We start from the raw sequence: 17,812 nt of genomic DNA on the forward strand, positions 1-17,812 counted from the left end.
GACGACGCCGAGTCGGACATCGAGTCGTCCACGGGCGTCCCGGCGCACGTGCACCTGTGACGGGGGCTCCCGACGCTCCGGTCGCCCTGCGAGCCGTCGTGCACGGGCGCGTGCAGGGCGTCGGCTTCCGCTGGGCGACGCGCGAGCGGCTCGTCGCGCTGGGGCTCGACGGAGCCGCGACGAACCGCCCCGACGGCACCGTCGAGGTGGTCGCGACCGGGCCCCGGAGCGCGGTCGACCGGCTCGTGGCGTGGCTGCGCGACGGCCCGACGCCGGGGCACGTCACCCGGGTGGACGTCGACCAGGACGCGGGCCCGGGGGCATGGTCGCCCTGAGTCGCGGCGGGCGGCTCAGTCGTCCGCGCGGGCCAGCACCGACTCCCAGTGCCACGGCTCGGGCACGCGCCCGTCGGGCTCGGCGAAGTCGGGGTGGGTCCAGCCGTAGGTCTCGGCGTTCTGCTTGAGCCACTCGTACTGCGGGGTGCCGAACGCCTGCACGCCGCCGCCGAGGTCGACGGCGAAGCCCAGGCCGTGGTTCGAGCAGCCGGGCGGCGCGGCGATCGGCGACGACGGGTCGTAGAGGTCCGCCTGCTCCTCGTACGTGCGGTACGAGGAGTTGATCGTCAGGTGCACGCCGAACCGCTCGAGGTAGGCCGCGTCGAGGGCGACGAGCCCGTCGAGCACCTCGGCGCGCACCCGGTCCGACGGCGACCACGGGATCGCGGCCAGGGCGGAGTCGGGCACGCGTCCGCCGTCGGGGTCCCACACCTGGTCCGGCGCGGGGCAGGAGACGGCGTCCTGCGCGGTCGACATCTCCTCCGTCGACGTGGCGACGGTCGCCAGGCCCGCCTCCAGGTCGAGCACGGCCTGCTCCAGCGCGGCGAGGTCGTCGGCGGACGCACCGCTCCCGGCCGTCTCCGACGTCGTCGCGGCCGCGTCGAGCGCCTCCCGGAGCCGCGTGCGCACCGCCTCGTCGGCACCCAGGCCCTCCGTCGCGGCGTAGATCTTCTCGCCCCGCTCCTGGACGGGCGCCAGGCTCGTGCGGGCCGCCTCGACCTCGGCGCGCGCGTGCTCCAGCATCGAGGCGTGCACGGCCTGCGACGCCTGCTCCAGCGACGCGGTCGCTCCCGTCGTGCCCGTCGTCATGCGATCGAGGAACGACGCACCCAGCAGGGCGCGCGCGTCGTCGACCTCGAGCGTGAGGTCGTCCCGGACGGCGGGGTCGGCGACCTTCCCGTCGGACGTCGTGAGCAGGGCCTGCGCCGTGGTGGTCTGCGCTGCCAGGTCGTCGTACGTCGACCCCCGGTACCAGACCAGCCCGCCGCCGGCGGCCCCGAGGAGGAGCGCCAGCGTCACGACGACCGCGACCCACACGCCCCGGTGCCGGCGCGTCCCCCGGGCGTGCCGCCGCTCCCGCCCGGTCGGGTAGCCCGAGGGTTCGGTGGAGGAGGGGGCGCTCGTGACGGTCACACCGCCAGAACCTACGCCACCGGCAGCCGCCCCTCGGACCGTTCGGCGGGTGAGCGAGGAGACGCTCACCGAAGTATCACGAACCCTGCCGGGCCCTCCCCAGATGGTGTCCCCGACGACGGTGCCGGGGCGAGCTGGGGAGGGGTCATGAAGCGCCTGGTGCTGTGCTGCGACGGCACGTGGAACTCGCCGGTGAACGCGAGCGTGTCGAACATCGAGAAGATCGCGCGCTCGGTCCGCACCGGCATCGGACCGGACGGCGTGCAGCAGATGGTGTTCTCCGTCGAGGGCGTCGGGGCGCAGGGCTATCTCGTCGACCGCCTGCTCGGCGGGGCGTTCGGGTACGGGCTGACGCGCAACGTCGTCGCCGGGTACCGCCACCTCGCGCTCAACTACGAGCCCGGCGACGAGATCTACGTGTTCGGGTTCAGTCGCGGCGCGTACACGGCCCGGAGCGTCGTCGGCATGGTCGCGACCGTCGGGCTGCTCACCCAGGACTCCCTCGCGCGCGACCACCTGTGCGACGCCGAGCGGATCTACCGCGTGCGCGACGCCGCCCAGCGGGCAGAGCAGGCGGCCGCCTTCCGCGCCGAGCACTGCCACGACCACGTCCCCGTCGCGTTCCTCGGCGTGTTCGACACCGTCGGCGCGCTCGGGGTCCCCGGGCTGTCCCGGCGTCGCAGCCGGTTCCACGACCTGCGCCTGTCGACCGACGTCGAGTGCGCCCGCCAGGCGCTCGCGATCGACGACCGCCGCATCACGTTCGAGCCGTGCCTCTGGGACGTGCCCGTCTCCATGGCGGCGCGGGTCAAGCAGGTCTGGTTCCCCGGCGGGCACAGCGACGTCGGCGGCGGGGCGCGCGCACGGGCGCTCTCCGACACCGCGCTCCTGTGGATGGTCGGCGAGGCCGTCTCCCGCGGGCTGTCGTTCGACGAGGACCGGCTGTTCGCGCAGCTCCACCACGAGGACGAGCTCGTGTGCCGGTTCCGCCCCGGACTGCTGTTCGGCGCGCTCAACCTCCTCAAGCGCATGCACCCGCGCCCGCGCTTCCGCGGCGACCGACGCGTCCTCGCCGGGGTGCCCACCCCGCCCGACACCGTCGACGCCGTGTACCTCGCCCAGACCGCGGCGTACCTCACCGCGGACCCCGCCTCCGAGTACGCGCGCCACGCCCGGAACGTCACGTGGTGGCGCGAGAGCGCCGGGCCGGGCCTGGAGCACCTCGTCGAGCCGATCCCCGGCGGGATCCGGGAGGACCGGCCGCTGGTCCTCGCGTGAGGGAACGGCCGGTCGCGCACGTCGACGACGGCCCGCACGCGGACACCCCGCGAGGTCTGCACGGGTGCGGGGGACGCCGTCGTCCGCTCGCCGGGTGCGACGCGCCGACCCCGTGCCATGCTGGGCGACGTGAGCGAGCAGACCGCAGCCCCGATCCCGGCCGACCAGCTCGTCCCCGCCGACGCGCACGTGCTCGGCAACCCGGACGCGCCCGTGACGATCGTCGAGTTCGGTGACCTCGAGTGCCCGTACTGCGCCGCCGCCGCGCCCGTGCTGCGGCAGGTCGTCGAGGCGTCGGCCGGCCAGGTGCGCCTCGTGTTCCGGCACTTCCCGCTGTTCGAGATCCACCCGCACGCGCTCTCCGCGGCGCTCGCGGTCGAGGCCGCCGCGGCGCAGGGGAGGTTCTGGGAGATGCAGGCTGCGCTGTTCGAGCACCAGGACCAGCTCGGCGAGGCCGGCCTGGCCGACCGCGCCGAGGAGCTCGGCCTCGACGGCGCGTCCGTCGTGGGGGACGCCGCGCAGCAGCACGCCGCACCGGTGCAGCGCGACTACGCCGACGCCCTCGCCGCGGGAGTCCAGGGCACCCCGACGCTGTTCGTCAACGGCGCCCGCTACCGCGGCCGCGTCACGGCCGACGGCCTCCGCGCCGCGATCGAGTCCGTGACCGCGCCGAGGTAGAACCCCGGTCGCGCGAGGTGGAGCCGTGGTTCTTGTGCTCGACGGCGCGTGGTTGGGTTGGGTGGTCGGGGTGGGTGGTGGTGCCGCGTCTACCATCCGCCGCTCGTTCCTCGCGGCTCCCGCCAGGCCCGCCACGACGCGGCACCACCACCCACCCCGCCCTGCTCCGTCTCACCCTGGTCGTTGCTCACCTTGGGCGACCGCCCGCGGGGTGGGGCTCGGCCCGCGCCGCGCGGCCGGCCAGGCCGCGCGACCGGCCGGGTCGCCGCACCGCCGCGCCGGGACAGTCGCCGGTCGCGGGACCGTCACGCGGGCAGGTGGTTCGGGCGCGTCCGGCGCGCGGGACGCGTCCTTGTCGCCTGCTCGACCGCCGGGCCGGCCTGGTCGGGCTCGTGCCGAGTCGCCACAGGCGTACTGGCTCCGGCGGGCCGCTCGATGGTCGCGAGCGGCGAGCGACGTCCCGGGCGAGACGATCGCCGAGCGGTGGGGGTGGGCTCGGATGCGAAGGGGCGTCAGAGCGGCGCTCCTCAAACCCACGGCCGACAGACCAGAGTGACGGCGCCGCAGCCCCGAGCACCGAGGCCACCCGCGCCGCGGACCCGACCCCGCGGGCCTGAGACCCGACCACAGCCGCCCCGCTACAACCACGGTTCTACCTCGGCGGCCCGGGGCTCTCTCAGCGGGGGTGGGGTGCTCAGGAGGTCGCGGGTGGGCGCCAGGGGAGGGGTGGGAGCTCGGGCGGGGGGCCGTCGGCGCCGGGGGAGCACAGGGGCCAGCGCTCGCCGACGAACCGGAGCGCGAGGGAGCCGAGCACGGCGGCGACGAGCGAGCCGGCGAGGATGCCGATCTTGGCCTGCTCGATGAGGGCCTCGTCGTCGAACGCGAGCTCGGCGATGAAGAGCGAGATGGTGAAGCCGATGCCGGCCAGGATCGCGCCGCCGAGCAGGTGGGAGTAGCGCACGCGACCGGGGAGGTCGCCGAGCCCGAGGCGCAGGGCGAGCGTCGCGGCGCCGAAGATGCCGACGGCGTTGCCCACGACGAGCGCGACGGCGACGCCGATCGTCACGGGCGACGTCGCCGCGGTCCGGAGCGACTCGGCGTCGAGCTGCACGCCCGCGTTGGCGAGGCCGAACACGGGCACGACGACGTACGCGCTCCACGGGTGCAGGACGCGCTGGAGGCGCTCGCTCGTCGGCACGGCCGCGCGCGCGGCGAGCTCGGTGAGGTGCTCGCGCTCCGCCGTCGTCTCCTGGGCGAGGCGTTTGGCGTACTTGGGCACGACGGCGACGTCCACGGGCCGCGACGAGCGCGACGGCACGAGCAGGCCCACGAGGACGCCCGCGAGCGTCGCGTGGACGCCGGACGCGTAGACCGCGCCCCACAGCGCGATCCCGGCGAGCGCGTACGGGGTGAGCCGCCAGACGCCGAGCCAGCGCAGCGCGAGGATGACGACGACGAGCACGGCGGCGACGAGGAGCCCCGGGAGCCAGAGGTCGTCGGTGTAGAAGAGCGCCATGACCGTGATGGCGCCGATGTCGTCCACGACGGCGAGCGTGAGGAGGAAGAGCCGGAGCTGGTCCGGGCAGCGCGGTCCGAACAGGGCGAGGATCCCCACGAGGAACGCCGTGTCGGTCGACATGACGATGCCCCACCCGTGCTGCGCGGGCGAGCCGGCGTTGAACGCGACGTAGATGAGGGCGGGGACGGCGAGCCCGCCGAGCGCGCCGAGGGCGGGCACCGCGACGGTCCGCCGGTTGCGGAGCTCGCCGCTCGTCACCTCGCGGTTGATCTCGAGCCCGATGACGAGGAAGAAGACGGCCATCGCGGCGTCGTTGACCCAGTGGTGCAGGTCCATCTCGAACGACCACGGCCCGACGTGCCAGCCCGCCGTCGCGGACCACAGGTCGTCGTACGCGCCGGACCAGGCGGAGTTCGCCCAGACGAGCGCGACGACGGTCGCGACGAGCAGCAGCACCGCGCCGCCCGCCTCGGTCGCGAGGAACGACCGCAGGGAGGGCGCGACGGGACGCAGCTGGAAGCGCAGCGGCGGGCCCGGCCGGGCGGGGACGCGGACGATCGGGAACGACGACGGCGGAGCGGGTTCGGTCACGGGGCCTCCGGGTGGTCGGGGACGGGCGACGCCCCCGGCGTCGGACCTTCGGTCGGTACCTGCGGTCCGACCGTGGGTCGGACCTGCGCTGGGACAACTCTTCCGGGCGGCAGTTCCTTCCGCAACGGGCCCGCGGGATCCGGTCTCTCCACCGGTTGTCCACACTGTGGAAAAGTTCTTCCGAAAGCCTTGTGTCGTCGGTCACGCGCTGCTAGCGTCGTGAATGCCAACGGCGGGCCCGGGCCGAGCGACACGCTCGGTGGTCGACGCGATCGATCCGACACCGGCAGCTACCTACCAGGCGGAAGTGACAACTCGCCTGCAGCGGCCCGCCGGCCGCCTCCTCCCGGGTCACCGACGAGCCGGAAGCCGGAGGCGGAGCACCCGGCGTCGCTGCCCGAACCGTGGAGACTCACCATGGACACTCTTGTCGTGGACGCAGCACACCTGGACCGAGCCGTCGCCCTCGCGGTCGACAGCGTCGCGAACGCCGGAGGACCCTTCGGCGCCGTGATCGTCACCGCCGACGGGCAGGTGTTCGAGGGCAACAACCGGGTCACGCAGGACAACGACCCCACCGCGCACGCCGAGGTCACCGCGATCCGTCGCGCGTGCGCCGCGCTCGGCACGTTCGACCTCACCGGCGCGACGCTCTACTCGAGCTGCGAGCCGTGCCCCATGTGCCTCGCGTCGGCACTCTGGGCGCGTGTGCAGACCGTGTACTTCGCCGCCGACCGCCACGACGCCGCGAACGCCGGGTTCGACGACGCGGAGTTCTACGACTTCTTCGCCGCCGACCCCGCCGACCGGAGCATGCAGGTCGTGCACGAGCGCACGGCCACCGCCACCGCGCCGTTCGACGCCTGGCGCGTCCTCGAGTCCCGGATCGAGTACTGACCGGCCGCCGCGCCGTTCAGCACCGCGATCTCGCACCGAAAGGACACAAGGACGTGACCCTCCTCGGCATGCGGCGGGAGACCGCCGAGAACGACGACGCACGCGGTACCGGCCCGGCCACCGGCCGGCTCGACCGCTTCTTCAAGATCACCGAGCGCGGCTCGACCACGGGGCGCGAGCTCCGCGGCGGCCTGGTGACCTTCTTCGCGATGGCGTACATCGTCATCCTCAACCCCCTCATCCTCGGCGGGACGAGCGCCGAGAACGCGCCCGTCGACGTCGCGGGCGGGTGGCTCCAGACGGCGCAGGTCGGCGCGATGACCGGCCTCGCCGCCGGCGGGCTGACCATCCTGTTCGGCCTCGTCGCGAACCTCCCGTTCGCGCTCGCTGCCGGGCTGGGCATCAACTCGTTCCTCGCCGTCGCCGTCATCGGCGACGTCACGTGGCCCGAGGCGATGGGGCTCGTGCTCGTCAACGGCCTGCTCATCGTCCTGCTCGCCGTGACGGGCGCGCGGTCGGCGATCTTCAACGCCGTCCCGCGCCAGCTCAAGGCCGCGATCACGGTCGGCATCGGCCTGTTCATCGCGTTCATCGGGTTCGTCGACGCGGGGTTCGTCACGCGCACCCCGGGTGGACCGCCTGTCCAGCTCGGCGACGGCGGGTCGATCACCTCGGTCCCGACGCTCGTGTTCGTCGTCGGTCTGCTGACCATGGGCATCCTCGTGGCGCGCAAGGTCAAGGGCGGGCTGCTCATCGGGCTCGTCGCGACGACCGTCGTCGCGATCGTCGCCGAGGCCGTGCTGCAGCTCGGTCCCGCGTCCGACGACAACCCCGGCGGCTGGCACCTCACCGTCCCGACGCTGCCGAGCTCCCTCGTCTCCGTGCCGGACCTCAGCCTGTTCGGGCAGTTCTCGTTCGGTGCGTTCGACCGGATCGGGGCGCTCGCGGCGACGATGCTCGTGTTCACGCTGTTCTTCACGAACTTCTTCGACGCCATGGGCACGATGACGGGGCTCGCCAAGCAAGGCGGCCTCGCCGACGCGGACGGCAACTTCCCGCGCATCAAGTCGGCGCTCGTCGTCGAGGGCGTGGGCGCGGTCGTGGGCGGCGCGACGTCGTCGTCGTCGAACACGGTGTTCGTCGACTCGGCCGCGGGCGTGGGCGAGGGCGCGCGCACGGGCCTCGCCTCGGTCGTCACGGGCGGGCTGTTCCTCGTCGCGATGTTCCTCACGCCGCTCACGGCGGTCGTGCCGATCGAGGTCGCGAGCGCGGTCCTCGTCGTCGTGGGCGCGATGATGATGGGCCAGATCAAGGAGATCGACCTCACCGACTTCACGGTGACGCTGCCGGTGTTCCTGACGATCGTGACGATGCCGCTCACGTACTCGATCGCGAACGGCATCGGCATCGGGTTCGTCACGTGGGTCCTGCTGCGGTTCGCGTGCGGCAAGGCGCGCGACGTCCACCCGCTCCTGTGGGTGGTCGCGGCCGGGTTCGTCGTGTACTTCGTGCGCGGTCCCCTGACCGCGGTCGTGGGAGGCTGACCTCGACATCGACCGCACGGCCGACGGGTCGCCCGCTCCTCCGGGTGGCCCGTCGGCGTGCACGGCACCGAGGGAGGACGTGGCATGGCCGGCAATTCGCGCGTGAGCGTCGACGAGCACCGCGCGGACGTGGCGGCGCTCCTCGCCCCCCTCGTCGAGGCGGCCCGACGGCGCACGCGCACCGAGGACGTCCTCCTCGCCGCCGCGCTCGGCCGGGTCCTCGCGGGCGACCTCGTCGCGCCCGTCGCCGTCCCGCTGTTCCGCAACTCCCAGATGGACGGGTACGCCGTCCGAGCCGCGGACGTCGCCGGGGCGAGCGCGGACGCGCCCGTCCGGCTCGCCGTCGCGGCGGAGATCCCCGCTGCGCCGGGCGTCCCGCCGCGGCTCGCGCCGGGCACCGCGGCCCGCATCATGACCGGCGCGCCGGTGCCCGAGGGCGCGGACGCCGTCGTGCCCGTCGAGGACACCGTGGCGGGGACGTTCTCGGGCACGCCACGACCCGACACCGCGGCTCCCACCGGGGACGTGTCCGGTCCCGGCGCGAGCCACGCCGTCGAGGTCCGGGTGCCGCGGTCGGTGGGCGATTTCGTCCGCGAGGCGGGCTCCGACGTCCGGCCCGGGGACGTGCTCCTGCCGGACGGCACCGTCCTCGCGCCGCACCATCTGGCCGCCGTCGCGGCGTGCGGGGTGGGGAGCGTGCGCGTGGTCGCCCGGCCGCGCGTCGCCGTCCTGTCGACGGGGTCCGAGCTCGTCGCGCCGGGGGAGACGCCGGGGCCGGGGCAGGTCTTCGACGCCAACGCCGACGCGCTCGGGGCCGCCGTCCGGCGCGCGGGCGGCGACGTGGTGCTCACGGCCCGGTGCGGCGACGACGCCGCACGGTTCGGCGCCGTGCTCGCCGAGGCCGCCGCGGTCGCGGACCTCGTCGTGACGTCGGGCGGCGTGTCGCAGGGGGCGTACGAGGTGGTCAAGGACGTGCTCGCGGGCTCCGGCGCTGTCGGTGGTCCGGACGCCGACCAGGAGGTCGGCCGGGCGATGTCGCCGAGCGTCACGTTCCGGTCGGTCGCGATGCAGCCCGGCGGGCCGCAGGGGTTCGGCACCGTGCACGGGACGCCCGTGCTCACGTTCCCGGGCAACCCGGTGAGCGCCCAGGTGTCGTTCGCGATGTTCCTGCGCGAGCCGCTCGAGCGCGCGGCGGGGCTGCCCGCCGTCGACCGGGTCCGCACGGCGGTCCTCGCCGACGCGCTCTCGTCGCCCGCGGGCAAGCGCCAGCTCCTGCGCGGCGCGACCGGCCCCGGCGGCACGGTGCGCGTCGTCGGGGGAGCGGGGTCGCACCTCGTCGCGTCGATGGCGCGGGCGGACGTGCTCGTGGACGTCCCCGCCGACGTGGAAGAGTGGGACGCCGGGACCGAGGTGGAGGTACGAGAGCTGTGAGCGAGACGCAGGGCGAGTCCGCAGTCGCTGCCCAGGGGGCGGCGGCCGCGGGCGTGAGCCGCGTGACGACCGACGTGCTGGACGACGTGGTGTCGCGCGCCGTCGAGGAGGCGGTCGCGAGCCCGGAGTGCGGCGCCGTCGTGACGTTCCGCGGGGTCGTGCGCGACGTCGACGGCGGCCGCGGCGTGAGCCGGCTCGACTACGAGGCGCACCCCGACGCGACCGCGGTGATCCGGCGGTGCGTGGCCGGCGTGGCGGCCGAGACCGGGCTGCGGGTCGCCGCCGTCCACCGGTACGGGACCTTGGGGATCGGCGACGTGGCGCTCGTCGCGTCGGCGGCCGCGGGCCACCGCCGCGAGGCGTTCGAGGCGTGCTCGCTGCTCGTCGAGCGCATCAAGGCCGAGGTGCCGATCTGGAAGCGCCAGCACTTCGAGGACGGCGTCTCGGAGTGGGTCGGGCTGTAGCGGCACGCTCCACGGGACTGCGCCGACGAACGCCGAGAGGCGAGAAGCGGCCCCCGGTCACGGCCGGGGAGGGGCTGCTTCTCGCCTCTCGTGCGTCGGTCTGCGGGATCCGCCGAGCGACGACGATGTCGGGCGGGACGCTCCCGGTCGCGCGCTCGTCGCGCGGGCCGGGGTTGGGACGGGTCGGTCAGCGCGCGGCGGGGCGGTTGTCCAGCAGCATGCCGATGCCGAGCCCGACGGCGGTGCCGAGGACGAGGCCGAACCAGCTCAGCACGACGACCCCGACGACGGCGCCGATCGCCGCGCCCAGGACGCTCTTGGTCCCGGCCTTCCAGCTGTCGGAGCGCTCGTCGGTGCGGTAGATCGGCAGCGCGGAGGTGGTGTTGTCCGGCGTCGTCGTGGGCACGTCGGAGGTCGCGGGGCGGTTCGTGGGTGCAGGGGAGATCGTCGTCACGGCATCCATGGTAGGAAGGTCCGTCGCGCGTGACCTGGACAGACGCGTCGTGGTGACCGGCTTCACCCTATGATCTGCGCCACCGTCGCGACGCTCAGCCGCCGATCGCGCCCATGCTGCGCGACGTCGGCGCGAACGCGTCGGCGGCGAGCGTCGGCGCGTCGCTGCCGTGCGCGAGGGGCTTGCGCCACATCGCGCCCTGCCACGCGCGGGCGAGCGCGTCGTCGCGCTCGTCCTCGGCGAGGTCGGCGGAGCGCAGGATCGCGCGCAGGTCGGTCTCGTCGTCGCCGAACAGGCACGAGCGGACCGTGCCCTCGGCCGTGAGGCGCGTGCGGTCGCACGCGCCGCAGAACGAGCGCGTGACGGACGCGATGATCCCGACGGTCTGGGGTCCGCCGTCGACGAGCCACTCCTCGGCGGGTGCGGACGGGTCGTCACGGCCGACCTCGAGCAGGTCGAAGCGGGTGCCGAGCACGGCGAGGAGGTCCGTCGCGGAGACGAGGTCGTCCCGCGTCCAGTGCCCGTCGGCGTCGAGCGGCATCTGCTCGATGAAGCGCAGGTGGCACCCGTGGTCCACCGCCCAGGCGAGCAGGTCGGCCGCGCCCGCCAGCGTCTCGGGCATGAGCACCGCGTTGAGCTTGACCGGCGCGAGCCCGGCGGCGAGCGCGGCGCGGATCCCGGCGAGCACGTCGGGCAGGCGGTCGCGGCGCGTGAGGCGCGCGAAGTCCGCACGGTCGACGGAGTCGAGCGAGATGTTCACGCGGTCGAGGCCGGCGGCGACGAGCTCGTGGACGCGCTTGTCGAGCCCGATCGCGTTGGTCGTCAGCGAGAGCGACACGTCGGGCGCGGACGCGCGCGCGGCGCGCAGGATGTCCACGAGGTCGCGGCGCATGAGCGGCTCGCCGCCCGTGAACCGGACGTCGGTGATGCCGAGGCGGTCGACGGCGACGCGCACGACGCGGCCGATCTCGTCGGGGGTGAGGAGGTCCTCGCGGGGGATCGCGGGCAGCCCTTCCGCGGGCATGCAGTAGGTGCAGCGCAGCGAGCACTTCTCGGTGATCGAGATGCGCAGGTCGCGCGCCACACGCCCGTAGCGGTCGACGAGCGCGTCGGTCGCAGGACGACCCGGGTCGAGGTCCGGCGGGCCGGCCGCGGGCGCGATCGACCGGAGCCTGGGCATCCCGAGCGAGACCGCGGTCATGGCCCGATCGTAGACGTTCCTGACGCCGGACCCGTGACCAGCGGTTCCGGCCCGTGCTAGCGTGGAGTCCGTCGAATGGAAGTTGACTTCCATTCAGCGGAACACTCGCGGACCATGTGGCGAGGGTTCCAGGGCGGATTCAAGCCCTGTGTTTCCGGCGCGTCACAGCGGACGCGACCTCGGACACGCAGGGGACTCACCGCAAGGGTTCACTGGAAGGACGCCGGTTCGCCGGCACCCTGGCGGAAGCGAGGCCCACGATGCTCCAGATCGTCGACCAGCTCGCCCCGTGGCTCGGCCCGGGGCAGCCCCCGTTCGCCGTCGCGACGGTGGTCGCGGCGTCCGGCTCCGTGCCGCGACCGGTCGGCACCGCGATGGCCGTGCGCGCCGACGGCGCCGTCCTCGGCAGCCTGTCCGGCGGGTGCGTCGAGGGCGCGGTGCACGCCGCCGCGCTCGACGCGATCGCCTCGGGCGCGAGCCACCGCGAGACGTTCGGCTACAGCGACGAGGACGCGTTCGCCGTCGGGCTGAGCTGCGGCGGCACGCTCGACGTCCACGTCCAGCCCGTCCTCCCCGGCGACGACGCGGCGCGCGCGCTCGCCGCGGTCGTGGCACGGCCCGACGGCGGTGGGGAGCCTGTGGCGCTCGTGCGCCGGATCGACGGATCGCGCCGCACGGCGGCGCTCGTCGACGATCCCGCGACCGCGAGCGAGCACGCCGTCGCCGCGGCGATCCGCGACCTCGTCGGACCCGACGCCCTCGATGCCGCGACCGCGCAGGTGGTCGCCGTCCTGCGCGCCGGTGGCACGGCGACCGTCCACGCGGCGCACGGTGCGCCCGGCGCTGCCGCGAGCCCGTCGTCGCACCCAGGCCCGGACCGTGCACCCGCGGACGCGTGCGACGAGGTCGAGCCCGTCACGCTGCTCGTCGAGACCCGCCAGCCCGCGCCGCGATTCCTCGTGTGCGGGGCGAACGACTTCGCCGGCGCGCTCGTGCGGCACGTGCGCCTGCTCGGGTACCGCGTGACCCTCGTCGACGCGCGCGAGGTGTTCGCCGAGCCGCGCCGCTTCCCCGAGGCGGAGGTCGTCGTCGAGTGGCCGGACCGGTACCTCGCTACGGAGGCCGGGGCGGGGCGCATCGACGCCCGGACGGCCGTCGCGGTCCTCACGCACGACGCGAAGTTCGACGTCCCGCTCCTGCGGCTCGCGCTCGACCTGCCGCTCGCGTACGTCGGGGCGATGGGCTCGCGCCGCTCGCACGCGCAGCGCGTCGCCGCCCTGCGCGCGGAAGGAGTGACCGAGGCGGCGCTCGCGCGCCTCCGCTCGCCCATCGGCCTGGACCTCGGGGCCGTCACACCGGAAGAGGTCGCCGTCTCGATCACCGCGGAGCTCGTCGCGACCCGGCACGGCCGGGCCGCCGTCGTCCCGCTGAGCGGCACGGACGGGCCGATCCACGCCGACCCGCCGTCCGGGTCGCCTGCCCACCACCCCGCGACCGCGGCCGCGCCGCTCCCCGAGGAGGCCTCCTGATGGACCTGAGCACCGTCACCGACCTCGTCCCGACCGCCGACCCCGCCGACTGGCGCGCGGGCGACGCGTGGCTCGCGGGCGGCACCGTCCTGTTCTCCTACGGCAGCCAGACGCTGCGGCGTCTGCTCGACCTGACGAGCGCCGGGTGGCCCGCGCTCACCGTCACCGACGACGGCCTCGAGATCGCGGCGACCTGCACGGTCGCCGAGCTGTGGGCGTTCGAGGAGAGCCGCCAGGCCGTGCCCGTGCGCGAGCGCTGGTCAGCGCTGGACCTCGTGCGCCCGTGCTGCGACAGCTTCGTCGCGTCCTTCAAGATCTGGAACACCTCGACCGTCGGCGGCAACGTCTGCACGTCCCTGCCCGCGGGCCCGATGATCTCGCTCACCGCCGCGCTCGACGGCGTCGCGGAGGTCTGGGGACCGGGCGGCACCCGGCGGACCCAACCGGTCGCCGAGCTCGTCACGGGCGAGCTGCGCAACACGCTCGCGCCGGGCGAGCTCCTGCGCGCGATCCGCGTGCCCGACCACGCGCTGCGCTCGCGCACCGCGTTCCGGCGCCTGTCCCTCTCGAACCTCGGGCGCTCGGGGGTGCTGCTGATCGGTCGGGTCGACCCGCCGGACGCCGGGGGAGGGTTCGTCCTGACCGTCACCGCCTCGACCCGACGGCCCGTGCAGCTCCGCTTCCCCGCGGACGCGCCGCCCACGGCCGCCGACCTCGCCGCCGCGCTCGACGCCGCGATCCCGCCCGACCTCTACCACGACGACATCCACGGGCTGCCCGAGTGGCGCCGGGACATGACCTACCGCCTCGGCGAGGAGATCCGCTCCGAGCTCCTCACCGGGCTCCTCGACGGCACGACCTCGGACGGAGGCCTCCGATGACCACGCTCGACCCCCGCCCGGCTCCGCCCGTGACGATCGACGGCCGCGCGGCACAGGGCGAGCCTCGCGCCGGGCAGTGCCTGCGCACGTACCTGCGCGAGCAGGGCGCGCTCGGCGTCAAGAAGGGCTGCGACGGTGGCGACTGCGGTGCGTGCACGGTGCACGTCGACGGCGTGCCGGTGCACTCGTGCGTCTACCCCGCGCGGCGGGCGGCGGGCCACGAGGTGACGACCATCCAGGGGCTCGCGGCGACGTCGTGCGCCGGCGGTGGGGTCGATGGGGACGAGCGCGGCGTGTGCGACCACGACCCCCACGGCCCGCAGGACGCGCTGCACCCCGTGCAGCAGCAGTTCCTCGACGCGCAGGGGTTCCAGTGCGGGTTCTGCACCGCCGGGATGATCATGACCGCCGCGACGTTCGACGACGCGCAGCGCGCGAACCTGCCGCGCAACCTCAAGGGGAACCTGTGCCGCTGCACCGGCTACCGCGCGATCGAGGACGCCGTCCTCGGTCGCGGCGACACGACGGGGACCGCCCCGGGCACGGGGGAGCGCGCCCCGTCGGGCGCTGACCATGCCTCTCCCTCGAGGGACCACGCCTCTACCTCGGCGGACCACGCCTCTACCTCGGCGTTCGGGCGGGACGTCCCCGCGCCGGCCGGGCGCGGGGTCGTCACCGGGACGGCGCGCTACACGCTCGACGTCGACCCCGCCGATTACCCGGGCCTGCTCCACATGAAGCTCGTGCGGTCGCCGCACGCGCACGCGCGGGTCGTCGCGATCGACACCTCCGCGGCGCTCGCGGTGCCGGGGGTGCACGCCGTCCTCACGCACGAGGACGCGCCCGCGACCCGGTTCTCGACCGCGCAGCACGAGCTGTTCACCGACGACCCCGACGACACGCGGGTCCTCGACGACGTCGTGCGGCACGTCGGGCAGCGCGTCGCCGCCGTCGTCGCCGAGACCGTCGCGGCGGCCGAGGAGGGCGTGCGCCGGGTCCGCGTCGAGTACGAGGTGCTGGCCGCCGTCGTCGACCCCGAGGAGGCCATGGCGCCCGGCGCCCCGCTCGTGCACCCCGAGCTCGACGCCGCCGACGCGCGCGTCTCTCGCCCCGAGGCCAACGTCGTCGCCGAGGTGCACTCCGAGCTCGGCGACGTCGAGCGCGGTCTCGTGGAGGCCGACGTCGTGCACGAGGCCACGTACCGCACCCACCGCGTGCAGCACGCCGCGCTCGAGACGCACTGCGCCGTCGCGTCGCTCGACGACGACGGCCGCCTCGTCGTGCGCTCGTCGACGCAGGTCCCGTTCCTCGCGCGGCGCCACCTCGCGCGCGTGCTCGACCTCGACCCGGAGCGCGTGCGCGTGCTGTGCGAGCGCGTGGGCGGCGGGTTCGGCGGCAAGCAGGAGGTGCTCACCGAGGACGTCGCGGCGCTCGCGACGCTGCGGCTCGGGCGGCCCGTGCAGCTCGAGCTGACCCGCACCGAGCAGTTCGTGGGCACGACGACGCGCCACCCCTTCCGCATCCGGGTGCGCGCGGGCGCGCGCCGCGACGGGACGCTCACCGCGCTGCACCTCGACGTGCTCAGCAACACGGGCGCGTACGGCAACCACGGGCCCGGCGTCATGTTCCACGGGTGCGGCGAGTCGCTCGGGGTGTACCGGTGCGAGAACAAGAAGGTCGACGCCCACTGCGTCTACACGAACACCGTGCCGGCGGGCGCGTTCCGCGGGTACGGGCTGTCGCAGATGATCTTCGCCGTCGAGTCCGCCGTCGACGAGCTCGCGCAGCAGCTCGGCATGGACCCGCTCGAGCTGCGGCGGCGCAACGTCGTGCTCGACGGCGACCCCATGCTCTCCACGCACCCGACGCCCGAGGAGGACGTGCTCTACGGCAGCTACGGGCTCGACCAGTGCCTGGACCTCGCCGCGGACGCCCTCGCGCGGGGCCGGGCCCGCGACGTCGCCACGTACGGGGCGGGCGTGGGGTCCGGGCCGGACGCGCTCCCGGACCTCGGCCCCGAGTGGGGTGTGGGCGAGGGCACCGCGCTCTCCATGATCGACACGGTGCCCCCTCGCGGGCACTACTCCCACGCGCGCGTGCGGCTGCGGGCCGACGGCGTGGTCGAGGCCGAGGTCGGGACCGCCGAGTTCGGCAACGGCACCACGACCGTCCATGCCCAGCTCGTCGCGAGCGCGCTCGGGCAGGACGCCGGGGACGTCGTCGTGCGCCAGTCCGACACCGACCTCGTCGAGCACGACACCGGCGCGTTCGGGTCTACCGGCACCGTGGTGGCGGGAAAGGCGTCGCTCGCCGCCGCGCAGGACCTCGCCGAGGCGGTGCTCAAGGTCGCCGCCGGCGTCGCGGGCGCCGCGCCCGGCGACTGCCGGCTCGTGCCCGGCGGCGTCGACTGCGCCGGGACGGTCCTGCCGCTGGCCGACGTCGCGCGCGCGGCCGCCGACGCCGGGATCGCGCTCGTCGCTGAGGGGCGCTGGGGCGGGCACCCCGCGCTCCGTCGCGTTCAACGTCCACGGCTTCCGGGTCGCGGTGCACCGCGGGACGGGGGAGATCCGCATCCTCCAGTCCGTCCAGGCCGCCGACGCCGGCGAGGTCGTCAACCCGCGCCAGTGCCGCGGCCAGGTCGAGGGCGGCATCGCGCAGGCCCTCGGCGCGGCGCTCTACGAGAACGTGATCGTCGACGAGACGGGCCGCGTGACGACGGACATCTTCCGCCAGTACCACCTGCCGACCTTCGCGGACACCCCCCGCAGCGAGGTCTACTTCGCGCGGACGGCCGACACCGTGGGCCCGATGGGCGCGAAGTCGATGAGCGAGAGCCCGTTCAACCCGGTGGCCCCCGCGCTCGCCAACGCGATCCGCGCCGCGACGGGCGTGCGATTCACGGAGCTCCCGCTAGCCCGAGACCGGGTCTACCTAGGTCTGAAGGCTGCCGCCACCGCCCGCTGAGTGCATGAAATGGTCGCGTCGAACGGCCTCGGGCGCGACTATTTCATGCACTCAGCGGGGGGCGGGTGGGGGGTCGAGGAGGTCGAGGTCGGCCTCGGTGTCGAGGTCGCGGCCGTCGCCCGGGTGGTCGACGACGTCGATCAGGTCGGCGTGGGCGCGCAGGAGGTCGCGCGCGCCGTGGTCGCCGTGGGCGCTCGCGGCCGCGGGCGCGGCGAGCGCGGCGTCGAGCACGAGCGGGTGGGACCAGCGCGGGCGGTCCGTTCTCGCCGGAGCTTCCGGGCCGACGGCGGCGGCCCAGCGGGACGCGGCCACGCGGCCGGGGCGGTGGGCGGCCAGGAGGCGCGCGACGTCGTCGGGCACGACGCCGGGCTGGTCCACGTGCGCGACGACGACCCGGGCGGGAGCGAGGTCGAGGGCGGCGGCGACGCCGACGCGCAGGGACGACGCCATGCCGGACGACCAGCCCGGGTTGTCGACGACGCGGACCCGGGGGTCGTCGAGCCGCGACCCGGAGCGGACGCGCTCGGCCTCGGCGCCGAGGACCACGACGACGGCGTCGCACCCGCCGACGAGCAGGACCCGGGTCGTGTGCTCGACGAGCGTGCCGCCGCGGTGGGGGAGCAGCGCCTTGGGCCCGCGCCCGAGCCGCGTCCCCGCCCCGGCCGCGAGCAGCACGGCGACGGTGGGCGTCGCAGGCGCGGTCGTCGGCGGGTTCGGCACCCGGCCAGGATAGGCCGCCGCCGAACCCGGGATCCCTCCTCGGACGGCCGCCTCCGTGGGGAGCGACCCCGGGTTCGGCGGCCCGAGAGCGACCCCGCGGCGACCAGTCGGTTTTACCAACCCTTGGGGGTTTCATCGGCGGGCTGGGATGCCGCTATGCTCGGCGCGCCGGGGCGACCGCGGCGGGCCGGC

General features: G+C 75.1%; 14 protein-coding genes and 1 pseudogene. 10 read left to right on the forward strand and 5 right to left on the reverse strand.

The genetic code is table 11. From position 1 onward, the window contains the following. The first annotated feature begins 56 nt into the window (after positions 1–56). The gene (locus tag FB00_RS09650) at positions 57–335 is read left to right on the forward strand and encodes an acylphosphatase (RefSeq protein WP_047232713.1); all 279 of its coding nucleotides are present in this window, start codon (positions 57–59) and stop codon (positions 333–335) included. A gap of 15 nt (positions 336–350) precedes the next feature. Here the strand turns inward: FB00_RS09650 and FB00_RS21060 are convergent, their stop codons facing one another. Further along, positions 351–1,469, reverse strand: a complete 1,119-nt coding sequence (locus FB00_RS21060; protein ID WP_156186357.1) for a M15 family metallopeptidase — start codon at positions 1,467–1,469, stop codon at positions 351–353. Positions 1,470–1,616: 147 nt separating this feature from the next. Between FB00_RS21060 and FB00_RS09660 the strand changes: the two genes are divergently transcribed. Next, a complete protein-coding gene (locus FB00_RS09660) occupies positions 1,617–2,747 on the forward strand; it encodes a DUF2235 domain-containing protein (protein ID WP_047232714.1) in 1,131 nt (376 codons plus the stop codon). Positions 2,748–2,876: 129 nt separating this feature from the next. Beyond that, on the forward strand, positions 2,877–3,425 hold the full coding sequence (locus tag FB00_RS09665) for a DsbA family protein (protein WP_231581792.1): 549 nt from the start codon (positions 2,877–2,879) through the stop codon (positions 3,423–3,425). A 694-nt stretch (positions 3,426–4,119) separates the two neighbouring features. Here the strand turns inward: FB00_RS09665 and nhaA are convergent. Then, positions 4,120–5,535, reverse strand: coding sequence for a Na+/H+ antiporter NhaA (gene nhaA, locus FB00_RS09670; RefSeq protein ID WP_082141178.1), 1,416 nt, complete (start codon positions 5,533–5,535; stop codon positions 4,120–4,122). A 417-nt stretch (positions 5,536–5,952) separates the two neighbouring features. On the opposite strand from nhaA, the gene FB00_RS09675 reads away from it, so the two are divergent. From FB00_RS09675 to FB00_RS09690, 4 genes are all read left to right on the forward strand, one after another. After that, positions 5,953–6,432, forward strand: a complete 480-nt coding sequence (locus FB00_RS09675) for a nucleoside deaminase (protein WP_047232715.1) — start codon at positions 5,953–5,955, stop codon at positions 6,430–6,432. A gap of 68 nt (positions 6,433–6,500) precedes the next feature. Continuing rightward, positions 6,501–7,976, forward strand: a complete 1,476-nt coding sequence (locus FB00_RS09680) for an NCS2 family permease (RefSeq protein WP_047232786.1) — start codon at positions 6,501–6,503, stop codon at positions 7,974–7,976. Between the two features lie 84 nt (positions 7,977–8,060). Then, positions 8,061–9,407, forward strand: coding sequence for a gephyrin-like molybdotransferase Glp (glp, locus tag FB00_RS09685; RefSeq protein WP_047232716.1), 1,347 nt, complete (start codon positions 8,061–8,063; stop codon positions 9,405–9,407). Positions 9,408–9,460: 53 nt separating this feature from the next. Further along, the gene (locus FB00_RS09690) at positions 9,461–9,871 is read left to right on the forward strand and encodes a molybdenum cofactor biosynthesis protein MoaE (protein WP_047232787.1); all 411 of its coding nucleotides are present in this window, start codon (positions 9,461–9,463) and stop codon (positions 9,869–9,871) included. Positions 9,872–10,058: 187 nt separating this feature from the next. On the opposite strand, the gene FB00_RS09695 is transcribed toward FB00_RS09690, so the two are convergent. Next, positions 10,059–10,325 (reverse strand): hypothetical protein, encoded by a 267-nt coding sequence (locus FB00_RS09695; RefSeq protein WP_047232717.1) that lies wholly within the window; start codon positions 10,323–10,325, stop codon positions 10,059–10,061. Between the two features lie 94 nt (positions 10,326–10,419). After that, the gene (gene moaA, locus FB00_RS09700) at positions 10,420–11,526 is read right to left on the reverse strand and encodes a GTP 3',8-cyclase MoaA (protein ID WP_047232718.1); all 1,107 of its coding nucleotides are present in this window, start codon (positions 11,524–11,526) and stop codon (positions 10,420–10,422) included. A gap of 260 nt (positions 11,527–11,786) precedes the next feature. Here moaA and FB00_RS09705 point away from each other — a divergent pair, with 260 nt between their 5' ends. The 3 genes and pseudogenes from FB00_RS09705 (at position 11,787) to FB00_RS09715 (ending at position 16,900) form a co-directional block, all read left to right on the forward strand. Beyond that, on the forward strand, positions 11,787–13,055 hold the full coding sequence (locus tag FB00_RS09705; protein WP_047232719.1) for an XdhC family protein: 1,269 nt from the start codon (positions 11,787–11,789) through the stop codon (positions 13,053–13,055). Next, entirely contained in the window at positions 13,055–13,936 is an 882-nt protein-coding gene (locus FB00_RS09710) for an FAD binding domain-containing protein (RefSeq protein ID WP_047232720.1), read from the forward strand. Before FB00_RS09705 ends, FB00_RS09710 begins: the two co-directional genes overlap by 1 nt. Beyond that, positions 13,933–16,900 (forward strand): annotated as a pseudogene (locus FB00_RS09715) (molybdopterin-dependent oxidoreductase). The gene FB00_RS09710 and the pseudogene FB00_RS09715 overlap by 4 nt, the downstream one beginning before the upstream one ends. A gap of 51 nt (positions 16,901–16,951) precedes the next feature. On the opposite strand, the gene FB00_RS09720 reads toward FB00_RS09715, so the two are convergent. Beyond that, the gene (locus tag FB00_RS09720; protein ID WP_047232721.1) at positions 16,952–17,620 is read right to left on the reverse strand and encodes a nucleotidyltransferase family protein; all 669 of its coding nucleotides are present in this window, start codon (positions 17,618–17,620) and stop codon (positions 16,952–16,954) included. Positions 17,621–17,812: the final 192 nt, after the last annotated feature.

Origin of the sequence: Cellulosimicrobium funkei (genome assembly GCF_001019615.1) — a bacterium.
Classification (GTDB): Bacteria; Actinomycetota; Actinomycetes; order Actinomycetales; family Cellulomonadaceae; genus Cellulosimicrobium; species Cellulosimicrobium cellulans_E.

What these genes read in the sequence shown, in the direction of transcription:
- FB00_RS09675 (WP_047232715.1), top strand. Translation starts at nt 5,953, where the DNA reads ATGGACACTCTTGTCGTGGACGCAGCACACCTGGACCGAGCCGTCGCC.
- FB00_RS09680 (WP_047232786.1), top strand. Translation starts at nt 6,501, where the DNA reads ATGCGGCGGGAGACCGCCGAGAACGACGACGCACGCGGTACCGGCCCG.
- moaA (WP_047232718.1), bottom strand. Translation starts at nt 11,526, where the DNA reads ATGACCGCGGTCTCGCTCGGGATGCCCAGGCTCCGGTCGATCGCGCCC.
- FB00_RS09710 (WP_047232720.1), top strand. Translation starts at nt 13,055, where the DNA reads ATGGACCTGAGCACCGTCACCGACCTCGTCCCGACCGCCGACCCCGCC.
- FB00_RS09705 (WP_047232719.1), top strand. Translation starts at nt 11,787, where the DNA reads ATGCTCCAGATCGTCGACCAGCTCGCCCCGTGGCTCGGCCCGGGGCAG.
- FB00_RS09660 (WP_047232714.1), top strand. Translation starts at nt 1,617, where the DNA reads ATGAAGCGCCTGGTGCTGTGCTGCGACGGCACGTGGAACTCGCCGGTG.
- glp (WP_047232716.1), top strand. Translation starts at nt 8,061, where the DNA reads ATGGCCGGCAATTCGCGCGTGAGCGTCGACGAGCACCGCGCGGACGTG.